Genomic DNA, 23,423 nt, shown 5'->3' on the forward strand with positions numbered 1-23,423 from the left:
CCTTTATAGCTGTTTAAAACTTATTTTGATAAAGACGGTCTAAGTTGCATAGAATAAAGAATAAAGCTGCTTACTCTACCATTAAGCCTCTAAGGAATTGACCATGCTAAAACTCTCAACATCTCGCACTCTGATTGCCACCAGCCTCTTTGTTGTGCTGGCGGGTTGTGCCAATAACAATCCTTATGAGGGACAACAAGGTACTTCGAACAAAACAGCCGTTTATGGTGGTTTAGGTGCACTTGGTGGTGCGGTTATTGGTGCCGCCACTTCCAGCAAGAAAGACCGCGGTAAAGGCGCTCTAATTGGTGCTGCGGTCGCCGGTGCAGCCGGTGCAGGTTATGGTTACTATGCAGATAAACAAGAAGCTGAACTGCGTCGCAGCATGCAAGGTACAGGCATTGATGTACAACGGGATGGCGATAACTTAACTCTAGTGATGCCCGGCAATGTCACTTTTGCCACCGATTCAGCGACCATCTCAGGCAACTTTTATGGCACGCTCAACAACCTAGTGCAATCCTTTAACCAATATGATCAAAATACCATTGAGATCGTTGGTCATACTGACAGTACTGGTCCCTATCAGCACAACATGAACCTGTCACAACGTCGTGCACAAAGTGTTGCCGACTACTTGCGCAACCAAGGTGTCAACGGCATGCGCATGAGCGTTCGCGGTGTCGGTCCAGACCAACCCGTTGCTGATAACAACAGCGCACAAGGTCGTCAACAAAACCGTCGAGTAGAAATTAATCTACGTCCGATCCCAGGCGCTTACCAGTAAACGACACGCCTCGCTGGCTATCTGCTAGCGAGGCGTATCTGTCATCATCGCCTTAACTAATAACCGATTACTTGACGCCAGCAACAGCTGTTCTTTAGCGACTTTAGGTAAACGTTTAATCGCCAGCTCACGCTTCAATGCCGTAGATTTATCGGCACACTCTTCGATATAGACCAACGCCTGCGCTGGACTGGTCGAAAAAAACCTCGCACCCTTCCCTGCACAATGCTGAGCAAAACGCTTCTGCGCATCTAAACTGATCCCACAATATAAAGCCTGATTGGCCGCACGTACTAAGTACACATACCACGCGGATTGTAATGCTGCGGTCATACCGTCCTCTGTCTCTATGTGGCTTTTATAGCGCAACCTAAGCAATAATCCGCTACAAACACCCTTTGATACGGATTCATCTGATGCATATTCATATTCTAACTACAGGTGGCACCTTTGATAAAATTTATCATGATGCACTATCTGAGTTTGCCATTGGCGAGCCAATGGCATCTGAGTTGTTGCAAGAAGCTGGCGTTAATCTATCCTATAGCGTCGACAGTCTGCTAAAAAAAGACAGCCTTGAACTGACCGATGTCGATCGCGAATTACTCCGTAAGCAGGTCTATAACAGCCCGCACCAACATATTCTCATCATTCATGGCACTGATACCATGTCATTAAGCGCCCAACACTTAGGCACTGTCACCAATAAAACCGTGGTCTTTACCGGAGCTATGCAACCGGCGCGTATGCGCAAAAGCGATGCGCCTTTTAATTTAGGTTTTGCTATTGGCGTGCTGCAATGCTTAGACTCAGGCATCTATATTGCCATGAACGGGCAAATTTTTAACGCGGACAATGTGCAGAAAAATCGCAGTATGAGCCGTTTCGAAACCCTTTAAGAAGACTTATTCATGATCAAAAATGCCTTAATTGTTGAATCCTTACAGCCCGCTGACGCCTGCGTTATTTGGTTACACGGTTTAGGTGCTGACCGCACTGACTTTGAACCAGTGGCGCGCATGCTGCAGCCGCAATTACCCAGTATGCGCTTTATTTTGCCGCAAGCACCCACTCAAGCAGTGACCATTAATGGCGGTTACGTGATGCCCAGCTGGTACGATATTTTATCCATCAGCCCTGGTAAGCGCGCGATTAACAGCGAGCAGCTGGAAGCCTCCGCACAACAACTGATCACCCTGATGGAACAGCAGCGCGACAGCGGCATCAGCCCCACACGTCTATTCTTAGCCGGCTTCTCACAAGGTGGCGCTGTAGTTTTGCACACGGCATTCTTACGCTGGAATGAAGCCTTGGGTGGCGTTCTGGCGTTATCTACCTACGCCCCCACCTTTGAGAACGTCAGCGCAATCAGTCCTCTACAGGCACGCACCCCCACCCTGTGTATGCATGGCCGCAACGACCCAGTCGTACCCTTTGCAATGGGCCAAGCCGTACAGCAACAACTGAATGTTTGGGGTGTGCCCGTATCGTGGCAAGACTACCCAATGGAACACGCGGTTTGCCAAGAGCAAATTACTGATATCGGTAACTGGCTCAGCACACAATTACAGTAAGAACACAGCCCTAATCAGCGCTTACAGCAGACATCATTGATAATAATAAAAGGTGCAGTATGACGATAACGGCAAAAGAGATTCGTTCACTGGCAGACATCCAAACCATTGAACGCACACCACTGGCACAACGTGATCTACCTAAAAGCACCTATGAGTTAATCGGGCGTAGCGCACAGCGCGCGCCCGATGCCACGGCCCTAACATTTTTACTGCAAGGCAGTGATGATGAGCAGCCTTTTACCTTAAGTTACGCAGAGCTGTTTGCAAAAATCACGCAAACAGCTAATGCCTTGCACCGCCTTGGTTTAGCTAAAAATCAAGCGGTGTCTTTTTTATTACCCAACTTGCCACACACTCACTACAGCATTTGGGGTGGCGAGGCCGCAGGAATTGTTAACGCCATTAATCCGTTACTCGATGCAGAGCATATTCTCGAGCTGATTAAGGCGTCCAAGTCTGAGATTCTGGTAACTCTCGCCCCCTTCCCTGGCACCGAACTCTGGGGCAAAGTCGCCGCGATGCGCGATCAACTCAGCCATTTAAAAGCCATTATTGTTGTCGATCTGGCCAATTTTTTACCTGAGCCACAACAAACTGCAATCAAAGCGATGCGCGGCCCGCTGCCAGAGGGTGTGCTGGAATTTGATGCGTTGATTGCTCAGTGCCCCGCCGACCATCTGGAAAGTCAGCGCGTTTTTCATCCCGACGATATCGCCAGTTACTTCCACACTGGCGGCACCACTGGCACGCCCAAGTTAGCGCCGCACAGCCACCATAATGAAGTAGTCATGGCCTATAGCATGTCGTTGATCACGGGCTTCGATCAAAGTGATACGGCGCTATGTGGATTGCCTTTATTTCACGTTAATGCCGTAATTGTCACTGGTTTAACGCCGTTCTTAACCTGTTCACAGGTACTACTGGCCACCCCACAAGGTTATCGCACTCCGGCACTGCTGAAAAACTTCTGGAAAATTATTGAACGCCATAAAGTCTCCTTTTTCAGTGGCGTGCCAACTATTTACGCAGCGCTTCTCGAAGTACCCAGTCAAGACCATGATTTATCCAGCTTGAAGTATGCCCTCTGTGGTGCAGCACCGATGCCGGTTGAACTCATTCGCCAGTTTGAGCAACGCACTGGCGTGCGTCTGATTGAAGGGTATGGCTTGACCGAAGGCACCTGTGGCAGCTGCGCCAGCCCAGCAGGCGGCGAGCTGCGTCCCGGCTCAATTGGTTTGCGTATGCCTTATTGCGAAGTGGTGATTAAGATCATCGACGCAGAGGGTCAGTTCATCCGTGATGCAGTTACCGATGAAGTGGGCCAGCTGTGCATTCGTGGCCCCAGCGTCTTTAAAGGCTACTTAAAAGAGTCGAATAACCAAGACATTTGGCTGGATGGCGACTGGTTTAATACCGGTGACTTAGGCCGCCAAGATGCCGATGGTTATTTTTGGCTAACCGGGCGCAGTAAAGATTTGATCATTCGTGGCGGCCACAATATTGACCCACAAATGATTGAAGAAGCCATGTATCAACATCCAGCGGTGGCGGTGGCTGCAGCGGTCGGTAAACCGGATGAGCGTGTTGGCGAGCTGCCGGCGGTGTATATCCAGCTTAAACCTGGACACAGCGCCAGCAACGCAGACTTACTGCAGCATGCACAACACACGATTCACGAACGTGCGGCAATTCCTAAAGATATTTGGTTACTCGAACACATCCCAGTGACCGCGGTAGGGAAGATTTTTAAACCACAATTACGTTTAGATGCTATGCGCCGCGTGCTGCTTGAGCGTTTAGCCGATCTAGCCGAAGAGGTGCAGATTGAGGTGAGCGCTGATGCTACATACGGTATGTTTGCCGAGATTAAGTTGCAACATCCTAGTCTTAATTGGCAAGCCAATGCTAAACAACGATTAGACCTGTTTAAGCTGCGCTACAGCTTGGTATCCGCGCAATAACTATAGTTTGAAACGCTGCCTGGCACATTAAAATACGCCAAGGCAGCGCCCGCATATCACTCAACTAGCTCAAAAAACTGATCATTAACCCACATGACAGGGTGCACTAATGCGTGCCAACTGAGCTTTTATCTATCGCAGATAGCGCTGCAAGACTCTTGAAGGCCAGCAATAACGCCATCAGCAACACCGCACAAGTCAGCAACAGTGAAACAATTTCTACAAAGCGCTGCTATGGCTTACACTACAGAGTATTCATAAGCTATTAATAAGAGAACGCCGTGCTTAAAGCACTTAAAAGTATTTTCAAAAAAGACCCAGAGCCAACCGTAGCGCCCAAAGAGACTGCGGTTACGCCACAAGCGCCCCGCCCTGAGTCAGAAACCAAGCCGGCTCAGCATAGCGCAGAGCAGAGCAAACCTTTGCCTAAAAAGCCTCGACCACAGAAAGCCCAACCTGCAAAATCACACATACCACAAATACCTTGGTCATTGACTGACTTTGAGGTTGAGCCTGCAGAAGGTAAAGTCCGCTTCCACGACTTCGCGCTGGCTCCTGAACTGATGCATGCCATTCAAGACTTAGGTTTTCCGTACTGCACTCCAATTCAAGCGCAAGTCTTAGGTCACACCTTAGTGGGTAAAGATGCGATTGGTCGTGCGCAAACGGGCACTGGTAAAACCGCAGCATTTTTAATATCGACGATCAGCCAGTTGACGCAAACGCGTCCACCAGATGAGCGTTATATGGGCGAACCGCGTGCGTTAATTATCGCACCAACCCGTGAACTGGTAGTACAGATTGCTAACGATGCCATTGCTCTAACCAAATACACCAACCTCAATGTTATGAGTTTTGTTGGCGGTATGGACTTTGACAAGCAACGCAAGTTATTGGAATCGCGCTACTGCGATATTCTAGTGGCGACGCCAGGTCGTTTACTCGATTTTAATCAGCGCGGTGAAGTACACCTCGACATGGTTGAAGTACTGGTGTTGGACGAAGCTGACCGCATGCTGGATATGGGCTTTATCCCTCAAGTACGCCAAATTATTCGGCAAACACCGCATAAAGAAGAGCGTCAAACGTTGCTGTTCTCGGCGACCTTTACCGAAGACGTGATGAACCTGTCCAAGCAATGGACTACAGATCCAGCTATTGTTGAAATTGAACCCGAACAAGTCGCCAGTGACTCAGTTGAACAGCATGTCTACGCCGTTGCCGGCAGTGACAAATACAAACTGCTGTACAACCTGATTCAGAATAACAACTGGCCGCGCGTGATCGTCTTTGCTAACCGTAAAGATGAAGTGCGTCGTATTGAAGAGCGTCTGACTCGCGATGGTATTAGCGCGGCACAGATGTCCGGTGATGTGGCTCAGCATAAACGTATTAAAGTATTGGAAGATTTCCGTTCCGGTCGGCTACGCGTACTAGTAGCGACTGATGTTGCCGGTCGCGGCATCCATGTCGACGATATCAGCCACGTCGTTAACTTTACCCTACCGGAAGATCCAGATGACTATGTACACCGTATCGGTCGTACCGGTCGTGCTGGCACCACCGGCGTGTCGATCAGCTTTGCCGGCGAAGATGACTCCTATGCCCTGCCGCCGATTGAAGCACTGCTGGGTCATAAGATTCAGTGTGAAACACCGACAGAAGATTTATTAGTGGCACCACCGAAAAGCCGCTAATTGTTACTGAAATAAATCGACCACTACCAGCCGTGTACATAGCATGGGTTGGTAGTGGTTTTTTATTGTGCTATTGGTCAAAAATTAAACTATAGATCCAAACTCAAGCCTTTTAGATCGTTGCCGATAAAATACTATTGACCCTTATTTATAAACTGCTCATCAACAGTTTCCTGTAAGAGAAAACCACCGATTAGCTTACTGGAAGCATGTCCATGACTAAAAACCTCAAGTTCAGTCACAAAATTCTTCTCGCCGCCTCACTGGTAGTGATAACAGCCTTTTCAGTGTTTACCCTGTATAACGATTATTTACAGCGCAATGCAATTAAAAATGACCTAGAAAACTACCTTAATGAAATTGGCAATCTTGGCTCGAGCACGATTGAAAACTGGCTATCAGGACGTATCCTACTGCTAGAAAGCACTGCACAATCTGTAGCTCGTGACAGTGAAGACGCTCAGGTCATTAGCTTAATTGAGCAAAAAGCACTGGCCAATACGTTTTTGTACACCTATCTCGGCACGCGCAGCGGGCAGTTTATTTCACGACCTAAAGATACCATTCCTGACGACTACGACCCTCGTACTCGGCCTTGGTATAAAGATGCCAGTAGCGCTGGCAAAACCACACTGACAGAGCCCTATATTGATGTCTCTACCAATAAGCTCGTAATTACTATTGCCACTCCAGCAGACAGAGTCGGCGTGGTCGGTGGAGATTTAAGTCTAGAAACGCTTACCAAGACACTGGCCAGCTTAAAAATTGATGGCATGGGTTATGCCTTCTTGGTCAGCGCCGACGGCAAAATACTGGTTCACCCTGACAGCACAGTGGTTAACAAGTCCATTAAACACGTTTATCCAGACCGTACACCGCTGATTAACAGCAGTATGAGCGCAACCTCACTGAATGGTACGGAACAAATTCTAACCTTCGCACCGATCAAAGGCCTACCGACTGTGGATTGGTACATTGGATTAGCCGTTGATAAAGACCAAGCCTATGAAATGCTCAGCGAGTTTCGCGCCTCAGCAATCATTGCCACTATTATTGCCGTGATCATTATTATTACCTTGCTGGGTATGCTCATCCGCGTCCTAATGCAACCGCTCCATACCATGAGTCAAGCAATGCGTGATATCGCTCAAGGCGAAGGGGATCTAACCAAGCGTCTGCAGATCCAATCAAACGATGAGTTCGGCCAACTTGCTGGCTCTTTCAATCAGTTTGTTGAACGTATTCACAGCTCCATTAGCGAAGTGTCGTCCGCGACCACGCTGGTGAATGAGGTGGCTAAACTGGTGGCTAACGCATCCAACGCCTCGATGCTCAACTCCGATGAGCAAGCCAGCCGAACCAGCAGTGTTGCCGCCGCGATTAATGAGCTCGGTGCAGCCACTCAGGAAATCGCTCGTAACGCCGCAGATGCTTCCAATCACGCCTCTTCAGCGCGTCTACAAGCAGAAGACGGTCGTCAAGTTCTCGGCAAAACCATTCAGTCCATGAACGCTCTATCTGCACAAATCAGCGGTTCTTGCAGCAATATTGAGATACTGAACAGCAAGACAGTCGATATTGGCCAGATACTTGAAGTGATTCAAAGCATCTCCCAGCAAACCAACTTGCTTGCTCTCAACGCCGCGATTGAGGCCGCGCGCGCAGGTGAAGCGGGCCGTGGCTTTGCGGTGGTGGCCGACGAAGTGCGGAATCTGGCGCATCGCACTCAAACATCCGCGCAAGAAATCCAACAAATGATCGAAGAGTTACAGGTCGGTTCACGTGACGCAGTCACCACGATGACTGAAAGGCAGCGCCATAGTGAAGACAGCGTCACTATTGCCAATCAAGCCGGAGAGTCTTTAGGTACAGTGACCAAGCAAATCGAAGACATTGACGGCATGAACCAGTCCGTAGCCACAGCGACCGAGGAGCAAACCTCAGTGGTTGAATCGATCAATATCGATATCACCGAAATCAATACACTGAATCAAGAGGGCGTAGAAAACTTACAAGCAACCCTGCGTGCCTGTGAAGACCTTGCACAACAAGCCAATCGCTTAAAACATCTGGTGGACAGCTTCCGCATCTAACCACTGGCCAAAAAAGCCAGACGCCATTATTGTATGGCTCTGGCTTTTTTATGACTCAGTCTCTGCTCTGCCCTAGCTTAATGCACCTGCATCCGCCGAATACGTCGCGACAAACTGAGCATAATCAGCATAAAGGTCAGTAAGATTGGCATCACCCCAATATTAAAGAACTTCAGTTTAGTACCCAGCGACTCAATATCAGCGTTGAGCTGGTAACGCACTTCGCGCAACTCTTTACGCAACTGCAGCTTCTCTTGTAAGAACTGCTGCACAGTGGCTTGCTGCTCATCAGTCAGCTCTAAGTGTTGCTCTGGATCTATGGCTTGCTGTAACACATAAAGCTTTTCTTCTGTGGCGGCTAAACGGTTTTGTAACTCTTGCTCTGTTTGTCGAAAACGTTCTTGTGCACTGCGCTGTAAAGTATCGACCATGGTAAAGGGACGATTAAAATTGCCCCGTGAGCGAATATTAATTAAGGCATCCGAACCGGACAAGTTATCCAGCGCATTAATCGCAAAACTGCCGTTATCTGCCCAAGGTTGTGGCAAACGTTGACCAAAGAAATCTTGCACATGCACCCACATGCGATCACTGAGCATATCGCTATCAGCCACGACAATGACATTGATATTGTCAGCGCTTTGCAACCCTTGCTCGCGCCCTTCAATCCCCTGAGCAAAAGCTGTCTGTGCTGGCCCAGAGATGCGTGCGGCCAACACATAACGCTCACCCGTGGGTTCAAGCTCCGCCAGTAATTCTTCTGGATTTTCCAGCATAGCAAAGCGCTCTGTGGCAAATGGCATCGCATATTCAGAACTGTACAATAACGGCGTAAACAGTGTTTTCGCGCCGTCCTGCGGCTGTAAAATACCCGCTGTAGCTAAAGTAATGCTGCTGAGTTGCGAGGTCAGTACATCAGTACTATCAAGTGCTTTTTTGGGCAAGGTTAACCAGCCCAGATGCCGTACCGCACGCTGCTGCGGACCCACAGCAACTGACATAGCATAAGCGCCATCACCGACGACTTGATCCGGCAGCATACGCAAACCCCACGCCTTAAACAGCGCCGGCAAGTCTGAACCTTTATCCACAGCCAACTCACCCGGCATGCCCATACCGGTATCGGCTTCACTGTAGGGATCCACAAAAACCAATAACTTACCGCCACCCAACACAAACTGATCAATGGCGTATTGCGTCGCTTCGCTGAGGTTTTTCGGATGCACCAAGAGCAAGGTGCTGACCTGTTCTGGAATCAGATCAATATCATTCTTTAAACTTTCAATCTGAAATTGTTGACGCACCTCTTCAAGAATGGTCCAAGATGGCCGCGGTTGTCCTGCTTGCATATCAAAACCGCCACTGAGCGGTAAGCCAGATAACACAGCAATTATTGGACGTTCAGGTTGCGCTAAGCTGCTAATTAAACGGCTTAACTCATACTCCAGTAACTCTTCTTGATCTAAGGCGAAAAACGGAATCACTTGCTGATCACCTTGAGTATTTTGTGCAGCCAAACCGAAATACAGTTGCGCCCCCTCCTGCTCTAAAGGCACCGCTTGTAAGCCTAAAGCTGCTGCACGATCTTCATCTTCCGAGAAAGCTTCTGGATCAATCACCTCTAAGTGCAGTTTGCCATCGGCCATACGCACATAGGCATCCAGCAACTCTTCAACCCGCTGCGCATAGTTGCGTAACATCGGGACGTCGCGAGTGGCTTTATTGGAGTAAAAGTACTGCAAACTGACAGGCTCTTGCAGTTCGCTCAGTAACTGCTTGGTACCACTGGAGAGGGTGTAGAGTTTTTGTTCGGTAAAATCCAGCTGAGTATTTTTAAGCAAACTATTGGATAGCACATTAAAACCGACAAACGCCACCGCAATCAGTGCTAAGCCAACACTGGAATACATTAATCGTCTCATGCTCACTCCGCCTTCTTCAAATCAATCATTACCGCAGTAGCCATCAACCAAGCTGCAATAAAACTTAGGAAATACAGGAGATCACGCGCATCAATCACGCCCTTACTGATGGCTTGGAAGCGCGTTAAGAAACTAAAAGACGCCACTGCATCCAGCAACCATTGCGGCGCCCAGCCATTAAAAGCATCGAGCACCAATGGAAAACCACTGACGACAAAGACAAAACATACGCTGACGGTCAAAATAAAGGCTATTACTTGATTTTTTGCCAACGCCGACATACAGGAGCCAACGGATAAGTAAGCGCCAGCCAACAACCAACTGCCGACATAACCGGTCAAAATCGCGCCATTATCAGGATCACCCAAGTAATTCACCGTCAGCACCATGGGAAAGGTCAGCAATAAGGCAATACCGGCAAATACCCACGCGGCTAAAAATTTACCGACCACGCTTTCAAAGCGAGTAATGGGTAAAGTCATCAACAATTCAATGGTGCCACTTTTACGTTCCTCCGCCCACATGCGCATCGCCAGCGCCGGCACGAGGAACAAATACAGCCATGGATGAAAGTTAAAGAACGGATTGAGGTTGGCTTGACCGCTTTCGTAGAAACCACCTAAGTAAAAGGTAAAAACACTGGAGAGCACCAGAAAAATTAGCAAAAACACATAGGCTAAAGGTGTGGCAAAAAAACTGGAGAACTCGCGTTTAAAAATAATAGGTAGCTGTCTCATGCGGCATCTCCACGGGTCAAACTACGGAACACTTCGTCTAAACGGCCACGCTCCACTTCCAATTCGCGCACTTGCCAGCCTTGCGCATGGATTAATTGATTAACTACTGGAAAAATCACCTGACCCGCTTCGGCTAATACAGTGATACTGCCATCCAACGGATTATCTTCTATTCCTGCAACGCCTGGTAACGCCTGCAATAATGAGCGATCCACCGGCTGCTCGGCCAAAATCGTTACAGCTTGGTGATAACGCGAACGACTTTGTAACTCATAAGGCGTTTCATCCACCAACAAACGACCGTGACTGATCACCATTGCTCGCGTACACAAGGCACTGACTTCTTCTAAAATGTGGGTGGAAATAATCACAATACGATTCACCGCTAAGCTTTTAATCAGCTTGCGCACCTGATGTTTTTGATTAGGATCGAGACCGTCAGTGGGCTCATCAAGAATCAATACTTTGGGATCATGCAGCACGGCTTGGGCTAAACCAACACGACGTTTAAAGCCTTTAGACAAGGTATCAATCGTTTGCTCAACCACCTGTTGCAATTCAACTAGAGCAATGGCTCGAGCGATACGTTGTTTGAGTTCTTGACCACGGTAGCCACGAATTTGGCCAATAAAATGTAGAAACTCAGCCACTGTCATATCGCCATAGCAGGGCGCACCTTCTGGCAGATAGCCAATCTGGCGCTGCGCTTGTAAGGTCTGCTTGCCAATATCAAAACCACAAATACTAACTTTACCTTCACAGGGGGGTAAAAACCCGGTCAGCATTTTCATTGTGGTGGATTTACCGGCACCGTTTGGACCTAAAAAACCCACCACCTCACCCGGCTCAATGGTAAATGACAGGTCATCCACCGCCACCTTTTGCACAAAGCGTTTGGTTAAGTGCGTTACTTTTATCATTATGATTCCTACCCCACCATCACTACGGGTCTACTGCCAACTATAAAGAGGCTGAAGAAAACTGCAGAACTGCGCCACTGCATATTTAAAAAAGAAAGAGCATAACAGCCAAGCCGTGCATTTAAATGGCCTTTCTCGCGTTATCACTGCAGAGCGCCTCTTTTACTCTATCAATATTTGCAAAAAGCCTAATCCTCTTAAAGGATCTACCTACTATTGGGTTGCTTGGCCTGTGCATTGTTGCAAATCTTGTTCAAGGGGGATGGGTTGCAAAGCAATCCGTGAGATCAGTTAAGCTATACCTCAAGCTGCACTCTTTGTCTGAAAACACTGCCAAACGGGTACGCTCAGTAGAAATCAGTCTTTCGATCCGTCAAGTGACCGAAGATGATAATACACCGCGCTAATACGGCTAAAGCCCATTGCTTTAAAGGTAAAAATTACTTAGTATCATCGCCGTCTTGGGGGAGTAGTCTGCTGTGGAATGATCCACAGCGTGCACGTCAACATACTTGATCAACCGATCATGGCGTGTACACCTCAGTTGATACGCATAGTGTTATAGCGCATTACTGTGGCTGACGAGACCCATGACATACATAACCTTACCGGGTGGCAAGGCTGTGTGTGTCATGGTTGTCTAATCTGTCCGCCCTAAGGTCTATTCGATGTTTGAAACCCTACTGGTCTCCACCGGCATTGTTGCTTTAGCAGAAATCGGTGATAAAACCCAATTGCTTGCCCTGCTGCTGGCTGCACGCTATCGCAAACCTATTCCTATCATCGCCGGCATCTTAATCGCAACCTTAGCTAATCATTTCTTGGCCGCCAGTCTTGGCCACCAAATTGCTCAACTTTTATCAGAATCGACATTATTGTGGCTGCTGGCTGCCAGCTTTCTCGCCGTTGCGGCTTGGACGTTGGTGCCGGACAAACTCGATGATGACGGCCAGATTGCGGTCAAACACGGTCCTTTTATCGCCACTGTGATTGCTTTCTTTATTGCCGAAATGGGTGATAAAACTCAAGTCGCTACCGTTATGCTCGCCGCACAATTTGAGTATTTCTGGATGGTCATCGGCGGCACCACCATTGGTATGCTGTTGGCCAATGCACCGGTTGTGCTAGTCGGTAATTTTGCCGCGGAACGCTTACCGCTCAAACTGATCCGCACTCTGGCTGCCACAGGTTTTTTAGCGTTCGCGCTCTACTGCGCATGGCAAGCATTCAGCTTGTAGCAATAACAGAATAACCCTGCCTAGCGCGTCACCAAGGACTAACATCCTCTCGCGCCAGGCAGCGTACCGTCTGCTTACTCTTCTGAGATCTGCAGTACCACTTTACCGTTAACCTGATTACTCGCCAGTCGTGCAAAAGCTGCTTCGGCATCTGTCCAAGCAAACACTTCATCCGCTTGCGCTTGTAGCGCAGCGCTGGCAAACAATGGCCAAACTTTCTCAGTCAGCTGCGCGACCAGTTCGCCTTTAAAGGCATCACTGCGGCTGCGTAAGGTAGAGCCAATCAACTGAATACGTTTACCCAGCAATTGCGCTAAGTCCAATTCAGCGCGGCGACCACCCATCAAGCCAATATTCACCCAACGCCCATCCAGCGCCAGCATTTTCAAGTTTTGTGCGGCATAACTGGCACCCACCGGATCAAGAATGACATCAAAGGGGGCAAAATCTTGTAAGCCGTCAATGCTATCGCCACGTACCACGCCACCTTCGGCACCGAGTGCTTGGCAATAGGCTAAACGCTCAGCCGAGCCAACACTGACCCAGCACGGGCTAGCAAAGGCTTTACACAACTGAATCGCCGCTGAACCAACACCACTAGCCCCAGCGTGCAATAGAACTTTCTCACCGGGTTGCACCTGCGCCAACTGAAATACATTGAGCCAAGCGGTGGCATACACCTCAGGAATAGCAGCCGCTTCTAACATGCTTAAACCTTGCGGCAACGGCATCACATGACGCGCATCGACGCACACTTCCTCTGCCATACCGCCGCCTGCTAATAAAGCACAGACGCGATCACCCACCTGCCAAGCACTGCCCTCACCGACTTCGCTAATGACCCCAGCACACTCTAAACCCAGCACATCGCTGACGCCTGGCGGTGGTGGATATAAACCTGCTGCTTGCAGTAAATCGGCACGGTTAAGACCCGCCGCGACAACTCGAATACGTACTTGACCAGCAGCACAGATCGGCGCTGCACACTCAATTAATCGTGGACGACCTTCACTACCTTGTAATGCTTTCATTGTGCCTCCATATCAGTAATCATAAACATAACCTATAGCTATTTATTGGTTGAATACAGCTTACAATGGAACTGTAAACACTTTAGGTGGCCTAACATGTGTCATTACTCACTCAGACGAAGAATCAGCATGAAGCACACTTTAACTCGCTCAGCCTTGGCTTTAGTCATTGGACTAGCAGCTTTACCTGCTGCGTATGCAGTGAGCAAAGCACAACAATGGGACTATTTACAACCCGATCGCGACCAAATGATTGCCAGCCTTAATGTTGTTGAGCTGCTTAAGCGCCATCATTACAGCAAACCACCTTTGGATGATGCCCGCTCACGTAAAATGTATGCAGGCTACTTAAAGATGCTTGACCCTGCGCGAATGTACTTTACCGCAAAGGATGTTCAAGAGTTTGATCGCTGGGAAACAGAGTTTGATGACTTCCTTAAAGCCGGCAACCTCAAGCCAGGCTATGCGATGTATCATCAACAACTGACTCGTTTAGACCAATATTTAGATTACGCCTTGGGCGAACTGAACCAAGGGATTGCTAAAATTGACTTTAGCATCGCCGAATCGTTTGAGACCGATCGCGAAAAAGCCCAATGGGCGCCTGATGAGAACGCACTCAAAGATTTATGGCGTAAGCGCTTAAAAGATGAAGTATTACGCTTAAAAATCGCTAATAAAGAACCGCAAGCGATTGAGACACTATTGGTCAAACGCTATAAAAACCAAAAGAAGCGTCTCCAACAAACGCGCAGCGAAGACGTTTTCCAAGCCTACATCAATGCTTTTGCGCAAACCTATGACCCGCATACCACCTATCTGTCACCGGATAACGCGGAGAACTTTGACATCAACATGAGCCTCTCGCTTGAAGGGATTGGTGCCATGCTGCAAGGTGATAATGAGCACGTGAAAATTGTTCGTTTAATCCCTGCTGGTCCCGCAGAAAAAAGTAAGCTGGTTGCTCCTGCCGACAAAATCATTGCCGTCGGCCAAGGCAATAAAGAGCTGGTTGATGTCATCGGCTGGCGTTTAGATGAAGTGGTTAAGCTGATTCGTGGTCCAAAAGGTTCGCAAGTACGTCTGGAAATTATTCCAGCGAGTAATGCGCCCACTGATCAAACCAGCAAAACCGTCACTATTACGCGTGAAGCGGTCAAGTTAGAAGAGCAAGCGGCGAAAAAGTCGATTCTCAATCTATCCAAAGAAGGTCGTGACTATAAACTCGGGGTGATTGAAATCCCAGCGTTTTACTTAGACTTTAAGGCCTACCGCGCTGGCGATCCTGAGTACAAAAGCACCACTCGTGATGTCAAACGTCTGATCACTGAACTGCAAAAAGAAAAGGTTGAAGGCATTGTCATTGACCTGCGCAACAACGGCGGTGGCTCATTACAAGAAGCAACGGAACTGACTGGCTTATTTATTGAGCAAGGACCAACCGTGCTAGTGCGCAACAGTGATGGCCGCATTGATGTATTGGCTGACGAGCATAAAGGTGCCTTCTATAAGGGTCCCCTAACCGTTTTGGTTAACCGTTTATCCGCCTCTGCCTCAGAGATTTTCGCCGGTGCCATGCAAGATTATCACCGTGCATTAATTATTGGCGGACAAACCTTTGGTAAAGGTACAGTGCAAACCATCCAGCCACTGAATCATGGTGAGCTGAAGTTAACCTTAGCCAAGTTCTACCGCGTTTCAGGTCAAAGTACCCAGCACCAAGGTGTGATTCCTGACATCAGCTACCCAGCCGATATGGATATTACTGAGATTGGTGAAAGCGCCTTACCTGAAGCCATGCCTTGGGATAGCATTAAGCCCGCTTTAGAACCGGCCAATGATCCATTTAAACCGTTTATTGCCGAACTTAAAGCGCGTCACGATGCGCGTACCGATGAAGATCCAGACTTTGTCTTTAGTCGTGCTCGTTTAGCCTTAACTCAGCGCTTAATGCAAGACACTGAAGTCAGTCTAAATGAAGTCGAGCGTCGTGCGCAGTATGCCAAAATCGAGAAAAAACAACTCGATATTGAAAATGCTCGCCGTATTAAGAAAGGTGAAGAGCAACTGAAAACGATGATCAAAGACGATGAAGAAGATCACGTTGCAGCGGCTGAAAAAGATAAGAAAACCAAACCAGAAGAAGATGCTTACTTAGCTGAAACCGGACGGATTTTATTGGACTGGTTGAGCTTAGTACCCGTCGCCAGCCGTCAATAAAATCAGCTGATCTCTTGCTGTAAAATAATTATCCCGCCTCGATGGCGGGATAATTATTTCTAGGACATGTCCGCAACACCAAGTTAAGCCTCAAGCAGTGCGACACCTCGGTCTTATGCTAAACCCTGGGTAATCGCTAACTGCTGTTTGATCCTTTGCGCATCTTCTACGCTAGCAGGCAGTTGTGGTCCGCCCTGCTCATAGAGTTCCAATAAACGTCGTAGCGCTAATGGATGTCCAGCACGTCCGGCCAGTTCCCACCAGTGAGCGGCTTGTAAAGCATCAGCAGGCTGATTTATCGCACCCTTTAAACTGTATAGGCCCAACTGATAAGCTGACTTGGCATCGCCGGCTTCTGCGGCTAAACGCAGCAAGCGCAAACCTTCATTTTTGGCGCCTAAACCCTGGCCACGATGCAACAACACATGCCCATAAAACGCACGCGCCGACACATCATCGTAGCTACTCATACGCGCAAAGCGTTCTTGCATCCATGGCCATACTCGCTTATTTTCAACTGCCCAACGCTGATTAAACAGCTTGCGAGCAATGGCATAACCGATCTGCGCACGTAACTTAGCAAATAACATATTTACACCTCTGGATAGCTAAATAGATACACCTGCGCCAGCTCGGCGCTGAGCCAAGCGGCGACATTGGCTTCATCAATGGTCGCCTGAAAACATCCTAGTTTTTGCACACACTGGATAAAACCCAGCTGAGGATGCGCTGGCTGTGCTTGACTGACCACCAACGCACTGCGCAATGGCCAGCCCTGTGCGTGATCGGCACACGCCAACTGTTCTAATGCGCTGGCTAAGCGCCGCACGCTCGGCGCTGGCAATTGTAATTGCTCAATAACTTGCCGATAGGTAATAACGCCACGCTGTCGCTGCGTTGCCGCCAGTAGTTTTAATAAACCGCTGTGCTGCTCTGCGCTAAGCATCAAGACATCACTCATCTTGCCAGCCGGACACTTTTAAGGCTCGAGCTAAGGTACGCTTTACAACATCACTGACTTCGCGCTCACCGCTCTCAATCATCTGCAAATAATGCGGACTAATACCCGCCTCACGCGCTACATCTTCCAAGGTTAAAGCCGCTTGTTCACGCAATGCTTTTAATTCACGCAAATTGGCTAAAGGTTGCGGGGTCTCCGCTGCTGGCTTATCACGTCCAGCATCCCTTAACAGTTGCTGATACTGCTCCCATGGCAGCACCGCATACTCAGGTTTACCGTCACGCGCAATCACTTGTATATCCATAGCGTTACCCAATCCAAATCAGCTGCAAATAATGTCTTATACTACGCCACAGTGCTGAAAAATACATAGGCAGGCAACAACACACCCCGGCACTCAAATGCCTCATGCGACAAACAGTTAAGTCTAAGTCAGCCGTAGTTATTTTTAATCGGGGTCTAACGACTCCGCCCCAACGATATATTTTATTGCGCACAAACAAAAACGCCCCGCTTATAAGAGCGAGGCGTTTTATAGCGAAGAGAAAATATTACTCTTCAGTCACTGCCGCAGGTTCAGTTGCTTCAAGTTCAACTGCACCAGCATCTTCAGCCTTAGGCTGACCAACGATATCTAGCAGCTCAACATCAAACAACAAAGTGGAGTTCGCTGGGATATCAGGTGTTGGGCTTTGTGCACCATATGCCAATTCACTTGGAATATAGAACTTGTACTTTTCGCCAATTTTCATCAACTGTAAGCCTTCAACCCAGCCAGGAATCACACCACCGACAGGAAACTCAACGGGCTCGCCACGTTCGACTGAACTGTCAAACACAGTGCCATCAACCAAAGTACCGGTGTAATGCACTCGCACGACATCACTGACTTTAGGTTGCGCGCCTTCAGCGCTCTTAACCACTTCATACTGCAAGCCTGACTCGGTGCTTTTCACACCATCACGCTTAGCATTTTCTACTAAGAAAGCAGCACCGTCTTTGGCTGTTTTATCATTCAATGCAGACGTACGCTCTTGTGCACGCGCCTGTAAGAAACCAAAGGCTTCCATCAATTCTTCATCAGTCAGACGCTGATCTTTTTTAGCTAAAGCATCTTCAATACCTAATGCTACTGCTTGCGAGTCAAGATCATCCATACCGTCTTGGCTGAGGTTTTTGCCCATGCTAAGACCAATACCGTAAGAGGCTTTCTGCGCTGGTGTTTTTAAATCAGAACTTACCGCTGCTTTGTTATCACAACCTGCTAACACGAGGGTGAGCACAGCAACCGAAGCCGCTAAACGATGTAACTTCATTATAATGTCCTTGCCTTACGCCTTACGGCTTATTTGGTGTTCAAAGGTCACGATCTTAACAGCCGACCCTATTAACTGGCTACCGTCTTAAGAAGGTAAAACTGTGAGTTAGTTCAATACTTTAGTGTCTGCTGAAGATAGCACAGTCATGGATCGCAGAAATGCTTCTGCTTCGATCACTTCTCAATAACGCGGCGCTCTGCAGGCCTGCGCGCGCCAGCCACCAATTTATCCATCGCTCGTGCCGCAGCGACTAAACCAAAGGTTGCAGTCACCGTCATCGCCGCACCAAAACCACCCGCACAATTGAGTTTCACGCCATCACCAACAAAGCTTTTACTCTTGGAGACACTGCCATCCGGGTTGGGGTAACACAAATGCTCGGTAGAAAACACACAAGGTACACTGTAGTGACTGGTTGCAGTGCGGGAAAAATTGTAATCACTGCGTAGCAATGAGCGCACCCTAGAGGCGAGCGGATCATTAAAAGTTTTATTTAAATCACCCACACGAATCTGCGTCGGGTCAATCTGTCCACCAGCACCACCCGTGGTAATGATTTGAATTTTGCGGCGCTTGCACCACGCAATCAGCGCGGCCTTGGCCTGTACGCTATCAATACAATCGACGACACAATCGAGCTGTTCAGTGATGTATTCAGCCATCGTCTCTCTGCTCACAAAATCCGCGACAGCATGTACTTTACAGGCCGGATTAATCGCCAGCAGACGTTGCGCCATCACATCAACCTTGGTTTGACCAATAGTGTCTATTAAGGTGTGTGCTTGGCGATTGGTATTGGTAATACAGACATCATCCAAATCAAATAAAGAGATTTCGCCCACTCCTGAGCGCGCTAATGCTTCTGCGGTCCAAGAGCCAACGCCACCAATACCCACCACAGCAACGTGCGCTTGCTCTAAACGCTCTAAGCCTGCAACGCCGTATAAGCGGGCAATGCCGCCAAAACGCAAATCATCCATCAGACAACCTCAATAAAATCGCTGCCACATTCTAACAGTAATCCCCGCAGTGCTTACAAAACAGAGGCTGTTTCACTACACTATATAAAAAACTTACTGTCCTACGCAGCGTTGTCCTGCACAATAGTGCGTAGACACATGCGTATTTTAATACCTCTCTTAATCTTCTAAGGTCCGGTGACTGGCATGCTTATTTGCCCTATCTGCCAAGCGGCACTGACCGCGCATGACAACAGCTTGCGCTGCATCTATCAGCACAGCTTTGACCGTGCCCGCCAAGGCTATATCAATTTATTACCAGTCCAACATAAAAACAGCCGTGCTCCAGGTGATAATCCAGCGATGGTGCAAGCGCGTCGCAATTTCCTCTCAGCCGATCATTACGCTCCTTTAGCAGAACGTTTTGCTGCGCTCATGCAAGAGCGTCAGCCAAAACAGTGGCTGGATATTGGTTGTGGTGAAGGCTATTACACCGCGCATATTGCTAAAGCCCTGCCCGATAGCCAAGGCTATGCTTTAGATATTTCCCGTGAAGCAGTAAAACAGGCCTGTAAGCGTGATGCCAGCACCATTTGGCTGGTCGCCAGCATGGCACGCTTACCCTTAGCTAATAATAGTTGCCAAGCTATTGCCAGTATTTTCAGTCCTCTCGATTGGCAAGAAGCACAACGCGTACTCGCCCCGGGCGGCGCGTTATTAAGAATGGGACCCTGCAGTGATCACCTGCTAGAGTTACGTCAACAACTGTATGATGAAGTTCGCAGTTATGATGACAGTAAACACTTACAGCTGATCCCTGCAGGCATGCAGCTCGTACACAGTGAAACCTTGCGCTTTACCCTTACTCTAAACGATGCTAAAGCACGTAGCGATCTGTTAGCGATGACCCCGCACGGTTGGCGTGCTAACGCCCAACGACGCGAGGCAGTGATTGAAAACACACTCACGACAACAGTCGCGATTCGTTATGATTGGATCGAAAAAACGGAAACCTAATTGATGCGCCAACCCGATATTGAAATTTACATAAAAGATAGCAACCGTGAAGCCATTAGTACGTGGCTGACTGCAGCGTTGGATGCGCCTTGTGTCTGGCAGCAAAAAGGACGTGTCTCACGCTGCCAATGTGCTGGCATTGCAGTGGTTTGGTTTGAGCAAGCAGTCGGTAAATGGCACAGTTTGCTACTAGAAAGCGATAGCACCCCTTGGGCTGATGATCTGCAATGTGCTCAAACTGCCGCAGACCTCCTCCAAGTCAATGTGCGCTGTGCTCCGGGTAGTTGGCAAGAAGCTGATGGCGAAGCCGACGCTGACAGCTGGTTACAGGTCCGCGCCGACGGCAGTATAGAAAGCATTATATGGCACACGTCTTAGTCGTGAGTCGGTTGAGCTAAGCAGAGGATCTCTTATGCGCTGGAAAAAAGCACGTCGCAGTGACAACGTCGTCGACCAACGTGGCAAACGCAGTTCGTTGGGCGGCAAAGGCCTGAGCTTAGGCGCGGTTGCAGTGATCGTTATTATCGGCTTACTGAGTGGCCAAGATCCGCTGCAAATTGTCGGCAATCTTGCCGAGCAAGCGCTTGGCCAAGGCGGGATTAATACAGGTGCGGTGAGCCAGCCAGCGCCCCCTCGTAATGATGCTCAAAGTGATTTTGTCCGCGCTATTTTAGGTGACACTGAAGACACCTGGCGCGCGCTGTTTCAGCAGGCAGGTCAATCCTATAAAGATCCTAAACTGGTTTTATTCAACGGCAGTGTCAGTTCAGCCTGTGGTTTTGCCGATGCGGCTGTCGGTCCTTTTTACTGTCCTGGCGATCAACAGGTGTATTTAGATCTATCCTTCTTTAAAGAAATGGCACAACGCTTTGCCGCCACCGGCGAGTTCGCCCAAGCCTATGTCATCGCTCATGAAGTGGGTCATCACGTACAAACTTTACTGGGTGTTTCGGCTCGCGTACAGGCGGCTCAACAGCGTGGCGAGCGCGTCACTGGCGACAACGGCTTACTGGTACGCCAGGAATTACAAGCCGACTGTTTTGCTGGCGTTTGGGCGCATCATGCTCAGCAACGTCATGCGTGGCTTGAACCTGGCGACTTAAAAGACGCGCTGAATGCCGCACAAGCGATTGGCGATGATCGCCTACAAAAACAGGCTCACGGCCAGGTAATACCGGATTCATTTACCCACGGCACCTCGGCACAACGTGAGCGTTGGTTTAGCCAGGGTTATAAATACGGCAGTGTCAGTCAATGCGACACCTTTGCTGCGCAGCGACTGTAATTCACTCAGGGTTCGCTATAGCATCGCTAGTTAGGGTGCCATAGCACTCACTTACTGGAGACTTTATGCTTGTTATTCGTTACGCAGTCTTTGCTGCAGCCATTTTCGGTAGCCTGATAACGCTACTCTTGGCCTTTGCCAACCCGTGGTGGTTACTGCTTAGCGTTCTCTGTATCGCTTTAGTTGTGCTAGGCATTATCGATATGCAGCAAACGCATTCAACCTTACGGCGTAACTATCCAATTGCTGCGCATATTCGCTATACCTTTGAAGAATTACGTCCCATGTTGCGCCAATATATCGTTGAAGCCGATGATGATGAGGTGCCTTTCTCACATGATCAGCGCGCTTTAGTCTATCAACGCTCCAAATCTGAGCTTGAAACGCGCGCTTTCGGTACTGAAAAAAACGTGTATGGCACACGCTATGAGTGGATTAACCACTCTATCAGCCCAACAACAATTACCGATCATAATTTCCGTGTCAGTATTGGTGGTCCAGATTGTAAGCAGCCCTACTCCGCCAGCATCTTTAATATTTCCGCGATGAGCTTTGGCTCTTTATCGCCCAATGCCATTCGAGCACTGAATAAAGGTGCTCGTCTCGGTCAGTTTTACCACGATACTGGCGAAGGCTCGATTTCCAGCTATCACCGCGAACAGGGCGGCGATATGGTCTGGGAGCTGGGCTCTGGTTATTTTGGTGCTCGCAATGCTGATGGCACCTTTAGTCCAGAGCGTTTTGCCGAGCGCGCCACCCTCGATCAAGTCAAAATGATTGAATTAAAGTTGTCTCAAGGCGCAAAACCTGGACATGGCGGTATGCTGCCTGGCGCTAAAGTAAACGCCGAGATCGCTCGGACACGCGGTGTCCCTGAAGGCCAAGATTGCATTTCACCGGCCTCCCATTCTGCTTTTTCCACTCCAGAAGAATTACTGCACTTTATCGCGCAATTACGCGATTTATCCGGAGGCAAACCGACAGGCTTTAAACTGGCAATCGGCCATCCATGGGAATGGTTTGCCATTGCCAAAGCCATGCTCAGCACTGGCATTACCCCTGACTTTATTGTCGTGGATGGTGCCGAAGGCGGTACTGGCGCAGCTCCGTTGGAATTTGCTGACCATATTGGTACACCGATGCGCGAAGGTCTGATGCTCGTGCACAACACTTTAGTGGGTATTGGTTTGCGTGATAAAATCAAAATCGGTGCGGCAGGTAAAATCATCACAGCCTTTGATATCGCTCGCACTTTAGCGCTAGGTGCAGACTGGTGTAACTCAGCGCGTGGTTTTATGTTTGCTTTAGGCTGCATTCAATCACAACTGTGTCATACGGACCGTTGTCCGACAGGTATTGCCACGCAAAATCCAAAACGCTGGCAAGGCCTTGATGTACCCGATAAAGGCACGCGCGTACATCATTTCCACGCGCGCACCGTAGCGACTTTAGGTGAACTGGTTGCCGCAGCCGGCTTACAGCATCCAAAAGATCTCGGCCCTGAGCATCTTATTCGTCGTATCTCGCCGACCTTGGTACGCTCATTAGCGACCTTACACCCTTACCTGCAACCGGGTGATTTACTCAATCCAGAGCAATTGCCCGAGCACATTGTCTTCCAGCGTTTCTGGCCTGCGGCACGCGCTGATAGTTTTGCATTTTTCAAACAATAACGATAAAAACGGCCTTTAAATAGGCC

General features: G+C 48.8%; 22 protein-coding genes and 1 riboswitch. Of the genes, 12 read left to right on the forward strand and 10 right to left on the reverse strand.

The window, feature by feature from the left end:
• Window positions 1-103 precede the first annotated feature (103 nt).
• Window positions 104-787 (forward strand): OmpA family protein, encoded by a 684-nt coding sequence (locus JYJ62_RS11840; protein WP_205342431.1) that lies wholly within the window; start codon window positions 104-106, stop codon window positions 785-787.
• Window positions 788-811: 24 nt separating this feature from the next.
• On the opposite strand, the gene JYJ62_RS11845 is transcribed toward JYJ62_RS11840, so the two are convergent.
• Window positions 812-1,120, reverse strand: a complete 309-nt coding sequence (locus JYJ62_RS11845; RefSeq protein WP_205342432.1) for a GIY-YIG nuclease family protein — start codon at window positions 1,118-1,120, stop codon at window positions 812-814.
• A gap of 83 nt (window positions 1,121-1,203) precedes the next feature.
• On the opposite strand from JYJ62_RS11845, the gene JYJ62_RS11850 reads away from it, so the two are divergent.
• From JYJ62_RS11850 to JYJ62_RS11870, 5 genes are all read left to right on the forward strand, one after another.
• A complete protein-coding gene (locus JYJ62_RS11850) occupies window positions 1,204-1,686 on the forward strand; it encodes an asparaginase domain-containing protein (protein WP_205342433.1) in 483 nt (160 codons plus the stop codon).
• A gap of 15 nt (window positions 1,687-1,701) precedes the next feature.
• Window positions 1,702-2,361 (forward strand): alpha/beta hydrolase, encoded by a 660-nt coding sequence (locus tag JYJ62_RS11855; protein ID WP_205342575.1) that lies wholly within the window; start codon window positions 1,702-1,704, stop codon window positions 2,359-2,361.
• Window positions 2,362-2,420: 59 nt separating this feature from the next.
• Window positions 2,421-4,325 (forward strand): acyl-CoA synthetase, encoded by a 1,905-nt coding sequence (locus tag JYJ62_RS11860; RefSeq protein WP_205342434.1) that lies wholly within the window; start codon window positions 2,421-2,423, stop codon window positions 4,323-4,325.
• 281 nt (window positions 4,326-4,606) lie between these two features.
• Window positions 4,607-6,022: an ATP-dependent RNA helicase RhlB gene (gene rhlB / locus JYJ62_RS11865; protein WP_205342435.1), complete on the forward strand. Its 1,416-nt coding sequence runs from the start codon at window positions 4,607-4,609 to the stop codon at window positions 6,020-6,022.
• A gap of 215 nt (window positions 6,023-6,237) precedes the next feature.
• On the forward strand, window positions 6,238-8,115 hold the full coding sequence (locus tag JYJ62_RS11870; RefSeq protein WP_205342436.1) for a methyl-accepting chemotaxis protein: 1,878 nt from the start codon (window positions 6,238-6,240) through the stop codon (window positions 8,113-8,115).
• A 77-nt stretch (window positions 8,116-8,192) separates the two neighbouring features.
• Here JYJ62_RS11870 and JYJ62_RS11875 read toward each other — a convergent pair whose 3' ends face one another.
• The 3 genes from JYJ62_RS11875 to JYJ62_RS11885 are packed head-to-tail and all read right to left on the reverse strand — an operon-like array spanning window position 8,193 to window position 11,694.
• On the reverse strand, window positions 8,193-10,037 hold the full coding sequence (locus JYJ62_RS11875; RefSeq protein ID WP_205342437.1) for a GldG family protein: 1,845 nt from the start codon (window positions 10,035-10,037) through the stop codon (window positions 8,193-8,195).
• A 2-nt stretch (window positions 10,038-10,039) separates the two neighbouring features.
• Window positions 10,040-10,774, reverse strand: coding sequence for an ABC transporter permease subunit (locus tag JYJ62_RS11880; RefSeq protein WP_205342438.1), 735 nt, complete (start codon window positions 10,772-10,774; stop codon window positions 10,040-10,042).
• Complete coding sequence (locus JYJ62_RS11885) at window positions 10,771-11,694, reverse strand: ABC transporter ATP-binding protein (RefSeq protein ID WP_205342439.1); 924 nt, start codon at window positions 11,692-11,694, stop codon at window positions 10,771-10,773. The genes JYJ62_RS11880 and JYJ62_RS11885 overlap by 4 nt, the downstream gene beginning before the upstream one ends.
• A gap of 452 nt (window positions 11,695-12,146) precedes the next feature.
• Window positions 12,147-12,355, forward strand: a riboswitch (yybP-ykoY riboswitch).
• 7 nt (window positions 12,356-12,362) lie between these two features.
• On the opposite strand from JYJ62_RS11885, the gene JYJ62_RS11890 reads away from it, so the two are divergent.
• Complete coding sequence (locus JYJ62_RS11890) at window positions 12,363-12,932, forward strand: TMEM165/GDT1 family protein (RefSeq protein ID WP_205342440.1); 570 nt, start codon at window positions 12,363-12,365, stop codon at window positions 12,930-12,932.
• 74 nt (window positions 12,933-13,006) lie between these two features.
• Here the strand turns inward: JYJ62_RS11890 and JYJ62_RS11895 are convergent, their stop codons facing one another.
• Window positions 13,007-13,963, reverse strand: a complete 957-nt coding sequence (locus tag JYJ62_RS11895) for an NAD(P)H-quinone oxidoreductase (protein WP_205342441.1) — start codon at window positions 13,961-13,963, stop codon at window positions 13,007-13,009.
• 129 nt (window positions 13,964-14,092) lie between these two features.
• Between JYJ62_RS11895 and JYJ62_RS11900 the strand changes: the two genes are divergently transcribed.
• On the forward strand, window positions 14,093-16,183 hold the full coding sequence (locus tag JYJ62_RS11900; protein WP_205342442.1) for a carboxy terminal-processing peptidase: 2,091 nt from the start codon (window positions 14,093-14,095) through the stop codon (window positions 16,181-16,183).
• Between the two features lie 113 nt (window positions 16,184-16,296).
• Here the strand turns inward: JYJ62_RS11900 and JYJ62_RS11905 are convergent, their stop codons facing one another.
• The 5 genes from JYJ62_RS11905 to tcdA all read right to left on the reverse strand — a co-directional run bounded on the left by JYJ62_RS11905 (window position 16,297) and on the right by tcdA (window position 19,443).
• Window positions 16,297-16,773, reverse strand: a complete 477-nt coding sequence (locus JYJ62_RS11905; protein ID WP_205342443.1) for a sel1 repeat family protein — start codon at window positions 16,771-16,773, stop codon at window positions 16,297-16,299.
• Between the two features lie 2 nt (window positions 16,774-16,775).
• Window positions 16,776-17,144 (reverse strand): hypothetical protein, encoded by a 369-nt coding sequence (locus JYJ62_RS11910; protein WP_205342444.1) that lies wholly within the window; start codon window positions 17,142-17,144, stop codon window positions 16,776-16,778.
• The gene (locus tag JYJ62_RS11915) at window positions 17,137-17,448 is read right to left on the reverse strand and encodes a helix-turn-helix domain-containing protein (protein WP_205342445.1); all 312 of its coding nucleotides are present in this window, start codon (window positions 17,446-17,448) and stop codon (window positions 17,137-17,139) included. The genes JYJ62_RS11910 and JYJ62_RS11915 overlap by 8 nt, the downstream gene beginning before the upstream one ends.
• A 247-nt stretch (window positions 17,449-17,695) precedes the next feature.
• A complete protein-coding gene (locus JYJ62_RS11920; RefSeq protein ID WP_205342446.1) occupies window positions 17,696-18,460 on the reverse strand; it encodes an FKBP-type peptidyl-prolyl cis-trans isomerase in 765 nt (254 codons plus the stop codon).
• A gap of 176 nt (window positions 18,461-18,636) precedes the next feature.
• Window positions 18,637-19,443, reverse strand: coding sequence for a tRNA cyclic N6-threonylcarbamoyladenosine(37) synthase TcdA (gene tcdA / locus JYJ62_RS11925; protein ID WP_205342447.1), 807 nt, complete (start codon window positions 19,441-19,443; stop codon window positions 18,637-18,639).
• Between the two features lie 186 nt (window positions 19,444-19,629).
• Between tcdA and JYJ62_RS11930 the strand changes: the two genes are divergently transcribed.
• From JYJ62_RS11930 to JYJ62_RS11945, 4 genes are all read left to right on the forward strand, one after another.
• Window positions 19,630-20,439, forward strand: a complete 810-nt coding sequence (locus tag JYJ62_RS11930; RefSeq protein WP_205342448.1) for a putative RNA methyltransferase — start codon at window positions 19,630-19,632, stop codon at window positions 20,437-20,439.
• A 3-nt stretch (window positions 20,440-20,442) separates the two neighbouring features.
• A complete protein-coding gene (locus JYJ62_RS11935; protein ID WP_205342449.1) occupies window positions 20,443-20,817 on the forward strand; it encodes a hypothetical protein in 375 nt (124 codons plus the stop codon).
• Between the two features lie 34 nt (window positions 20,818-20,851).
• Window positions 20,852-21,724 (forward strand): neutral zinc metallopeptidase, encoded by an 873-nt coding sequence (locus tag JYJ62_RS11940; protein ID WP_205342450.1) that lies wholly within the window; start codon window positions 20,852-20,854, stop codon window positions 21,722-21,724.
• Between the two features lie 65 nt (window positions 21,725-21,789).
• The gene (locus JYJ62_RS11945) at window positions 21,790-23,397 is read left to right on the forward strand and encodes an FMN-binding glutamate synthase family protein (protein ID WP_205342451.1); all 1,608 of its coding nucleotides are present in this window, start codon (window positions 21,790-21,792) and stop codon (window positions 23,395-23,397) included.
• Window positions 23,398-23,423: the final 26 nt, after the last annotated feature.

Source organism: Denitrificimonas caeni (genome assembly GCF_905120345.1).
GTDB lineage: Bacteria > Pseudomonadota > Gammaproteobacteria > Pseudomonadales > Pseudomonadaceae > Denitrificimonas > Denitrificimonas caeni_A.

Excerpts from the sequence above, each read along its gene's own strand:
- JYJ62_RS11840 (WP_205342431.1), top strand. The coding sequence starts at position 104 with ATGCTAAAACTCTCAACATCTCGCACTCTGATTGCCACCAGCCTCTTT.
- JYJ62_RS11845 (WP_205342432.1), bottom strand. The coding sequence starts at position 1,120 with ATGACCGCAGCATTACAATCCGCGTGGTATGTGTACTTAGTACGTGCG.
- JYJ62_RS11850 (WP_205342433.1), top strand. The coding sequence starts at position 1,204 with ATGCATATTCATATTCTAACTACAGGTGGCACCTTTGATAAAATTTAT.
- JYJ62_RS11860 (WP_205342434.1), top strand. The coding sequence starts at position 2,421 with ATGACGATAACGGCAAAAGAGATTCGTTCACTGGCAGACATCCAAACC.
- JYJ62_RS11870 (WP_205342436.1), top strand. The coding sequence starts at position 6,238 with ATGACTAAAAACCTCAAGTTCAGTCACAAAATTCTTCTCGCCGCCTCA.
- JYJ62_RS11875 (WP_205342437.1), bottom strand. The coding sequence starts at position 10,037 with ATGAGACGATTAATGTATTCCAGTGTTGGCTTAGCACTGATTGCGGTG.
- JYJ62_RS11880 (WP_205342438.1), bottom strand. The coding sequence starts at position 10,774 with ATGAGACAGCTACCTATTATTTTTAAACGCGAGTTCTCCAGTTTTTTT.
- JYJ62_RS11885 (WP_205342439.1), bottom strand. The coding sequence starts at position 11,694 with ATGATAAAAGTAACGCACTTAACCAAACGCTTTGTGCAAAAGGTGGCG.
- JYJ62_RS11890 (WP_205342440.1), top strand. The coding sequence starts at position 12,363 with ATGTTTGAAACCCTACTGGTCTCCACCGGCATTGTTGCTTTAGCAGAA.
- JYJ62_RS11895 (WP_205342441.1), bottom strand. The coding sequence starts at position 13,963 with ATGAAAGCATTACAAGGTAGTGAAGGTCGTCCACGATTAATTGAGTGT.
- JYJ62_RS11900 (WP_205342442.1), top strand. The coding sequence starts at position 14,093 with ATGAAGCACACTTTAACTCGCTCAGCCTTGGCTTTAGTCATTGGACTA.
- JYJ62_RS11905 (WP_205342443.1), bottom strand. The coding sequence starts at position 16,773 with ATGTTATTTGCTAAGTTACGTGCGCAGATCGGTTATGCCATTGCTCGC.
- JYJ62_RS11910 (WP_205342444.1), bottom strand. The coding sequence starts at position 17,144 with ATGAGTGATGTCTTGATGCTTAGCGCAGAGCAGCACAGCGGTTTATTA.
- JYJ62_RS11915 (WP_205342445.1), bottom strand. The coding sequence starts at position 17,448 with ATGGATATACAAGTGATTGCGCGTGACGGTAAACCTGAGTATGCGGTG.
- JYJ62_RS11920 (WP_205342446.1), bottom strand. The coding sequence starts at position 18,460 with ATGAAGTTACATCGTTTAGCGGCTTCGGTTGCTGTGCTCACCCTCGTG.
- tcdA (WP_205342447.1), bottom strand. The coding sequence starts at position 19,443 with ATGGATGATTTGCGTTTTGGCGGCATTGCCCGCTTATACGGCGTTGCA.
- JYJ62_RS11930 (WP_205342448.1), top strand. The coding sequence starts at position 19,630 with ATGCTTATTTGCCCTATCTGCCAAGCGGCACTGACCGCGCATGACAAC.
- JYJ62_RS11935 (WP_205342449.1), top strand. The coding sequence starts at position 20,443 with ATGCGCCAACCCGATATTGAAATTTACATAAAAGATAGCAACCGTGAA.
- JYJ62_RS11940 (WP_205342450.1), top strand. The coding sequence starts at position 20,852 with ATGCGCTGGAAAAAAGCACGTCGCAGTGACAACGTCGTCGACCAACGT.
- JYJ62_RS11945 (WP_205342451.1), top strand. The coding sequence starts at position 21,790 with ATGCTTGTTATTCGTTACGCAGTCTTTGCTGCAGCCATTTTCGGTAGC.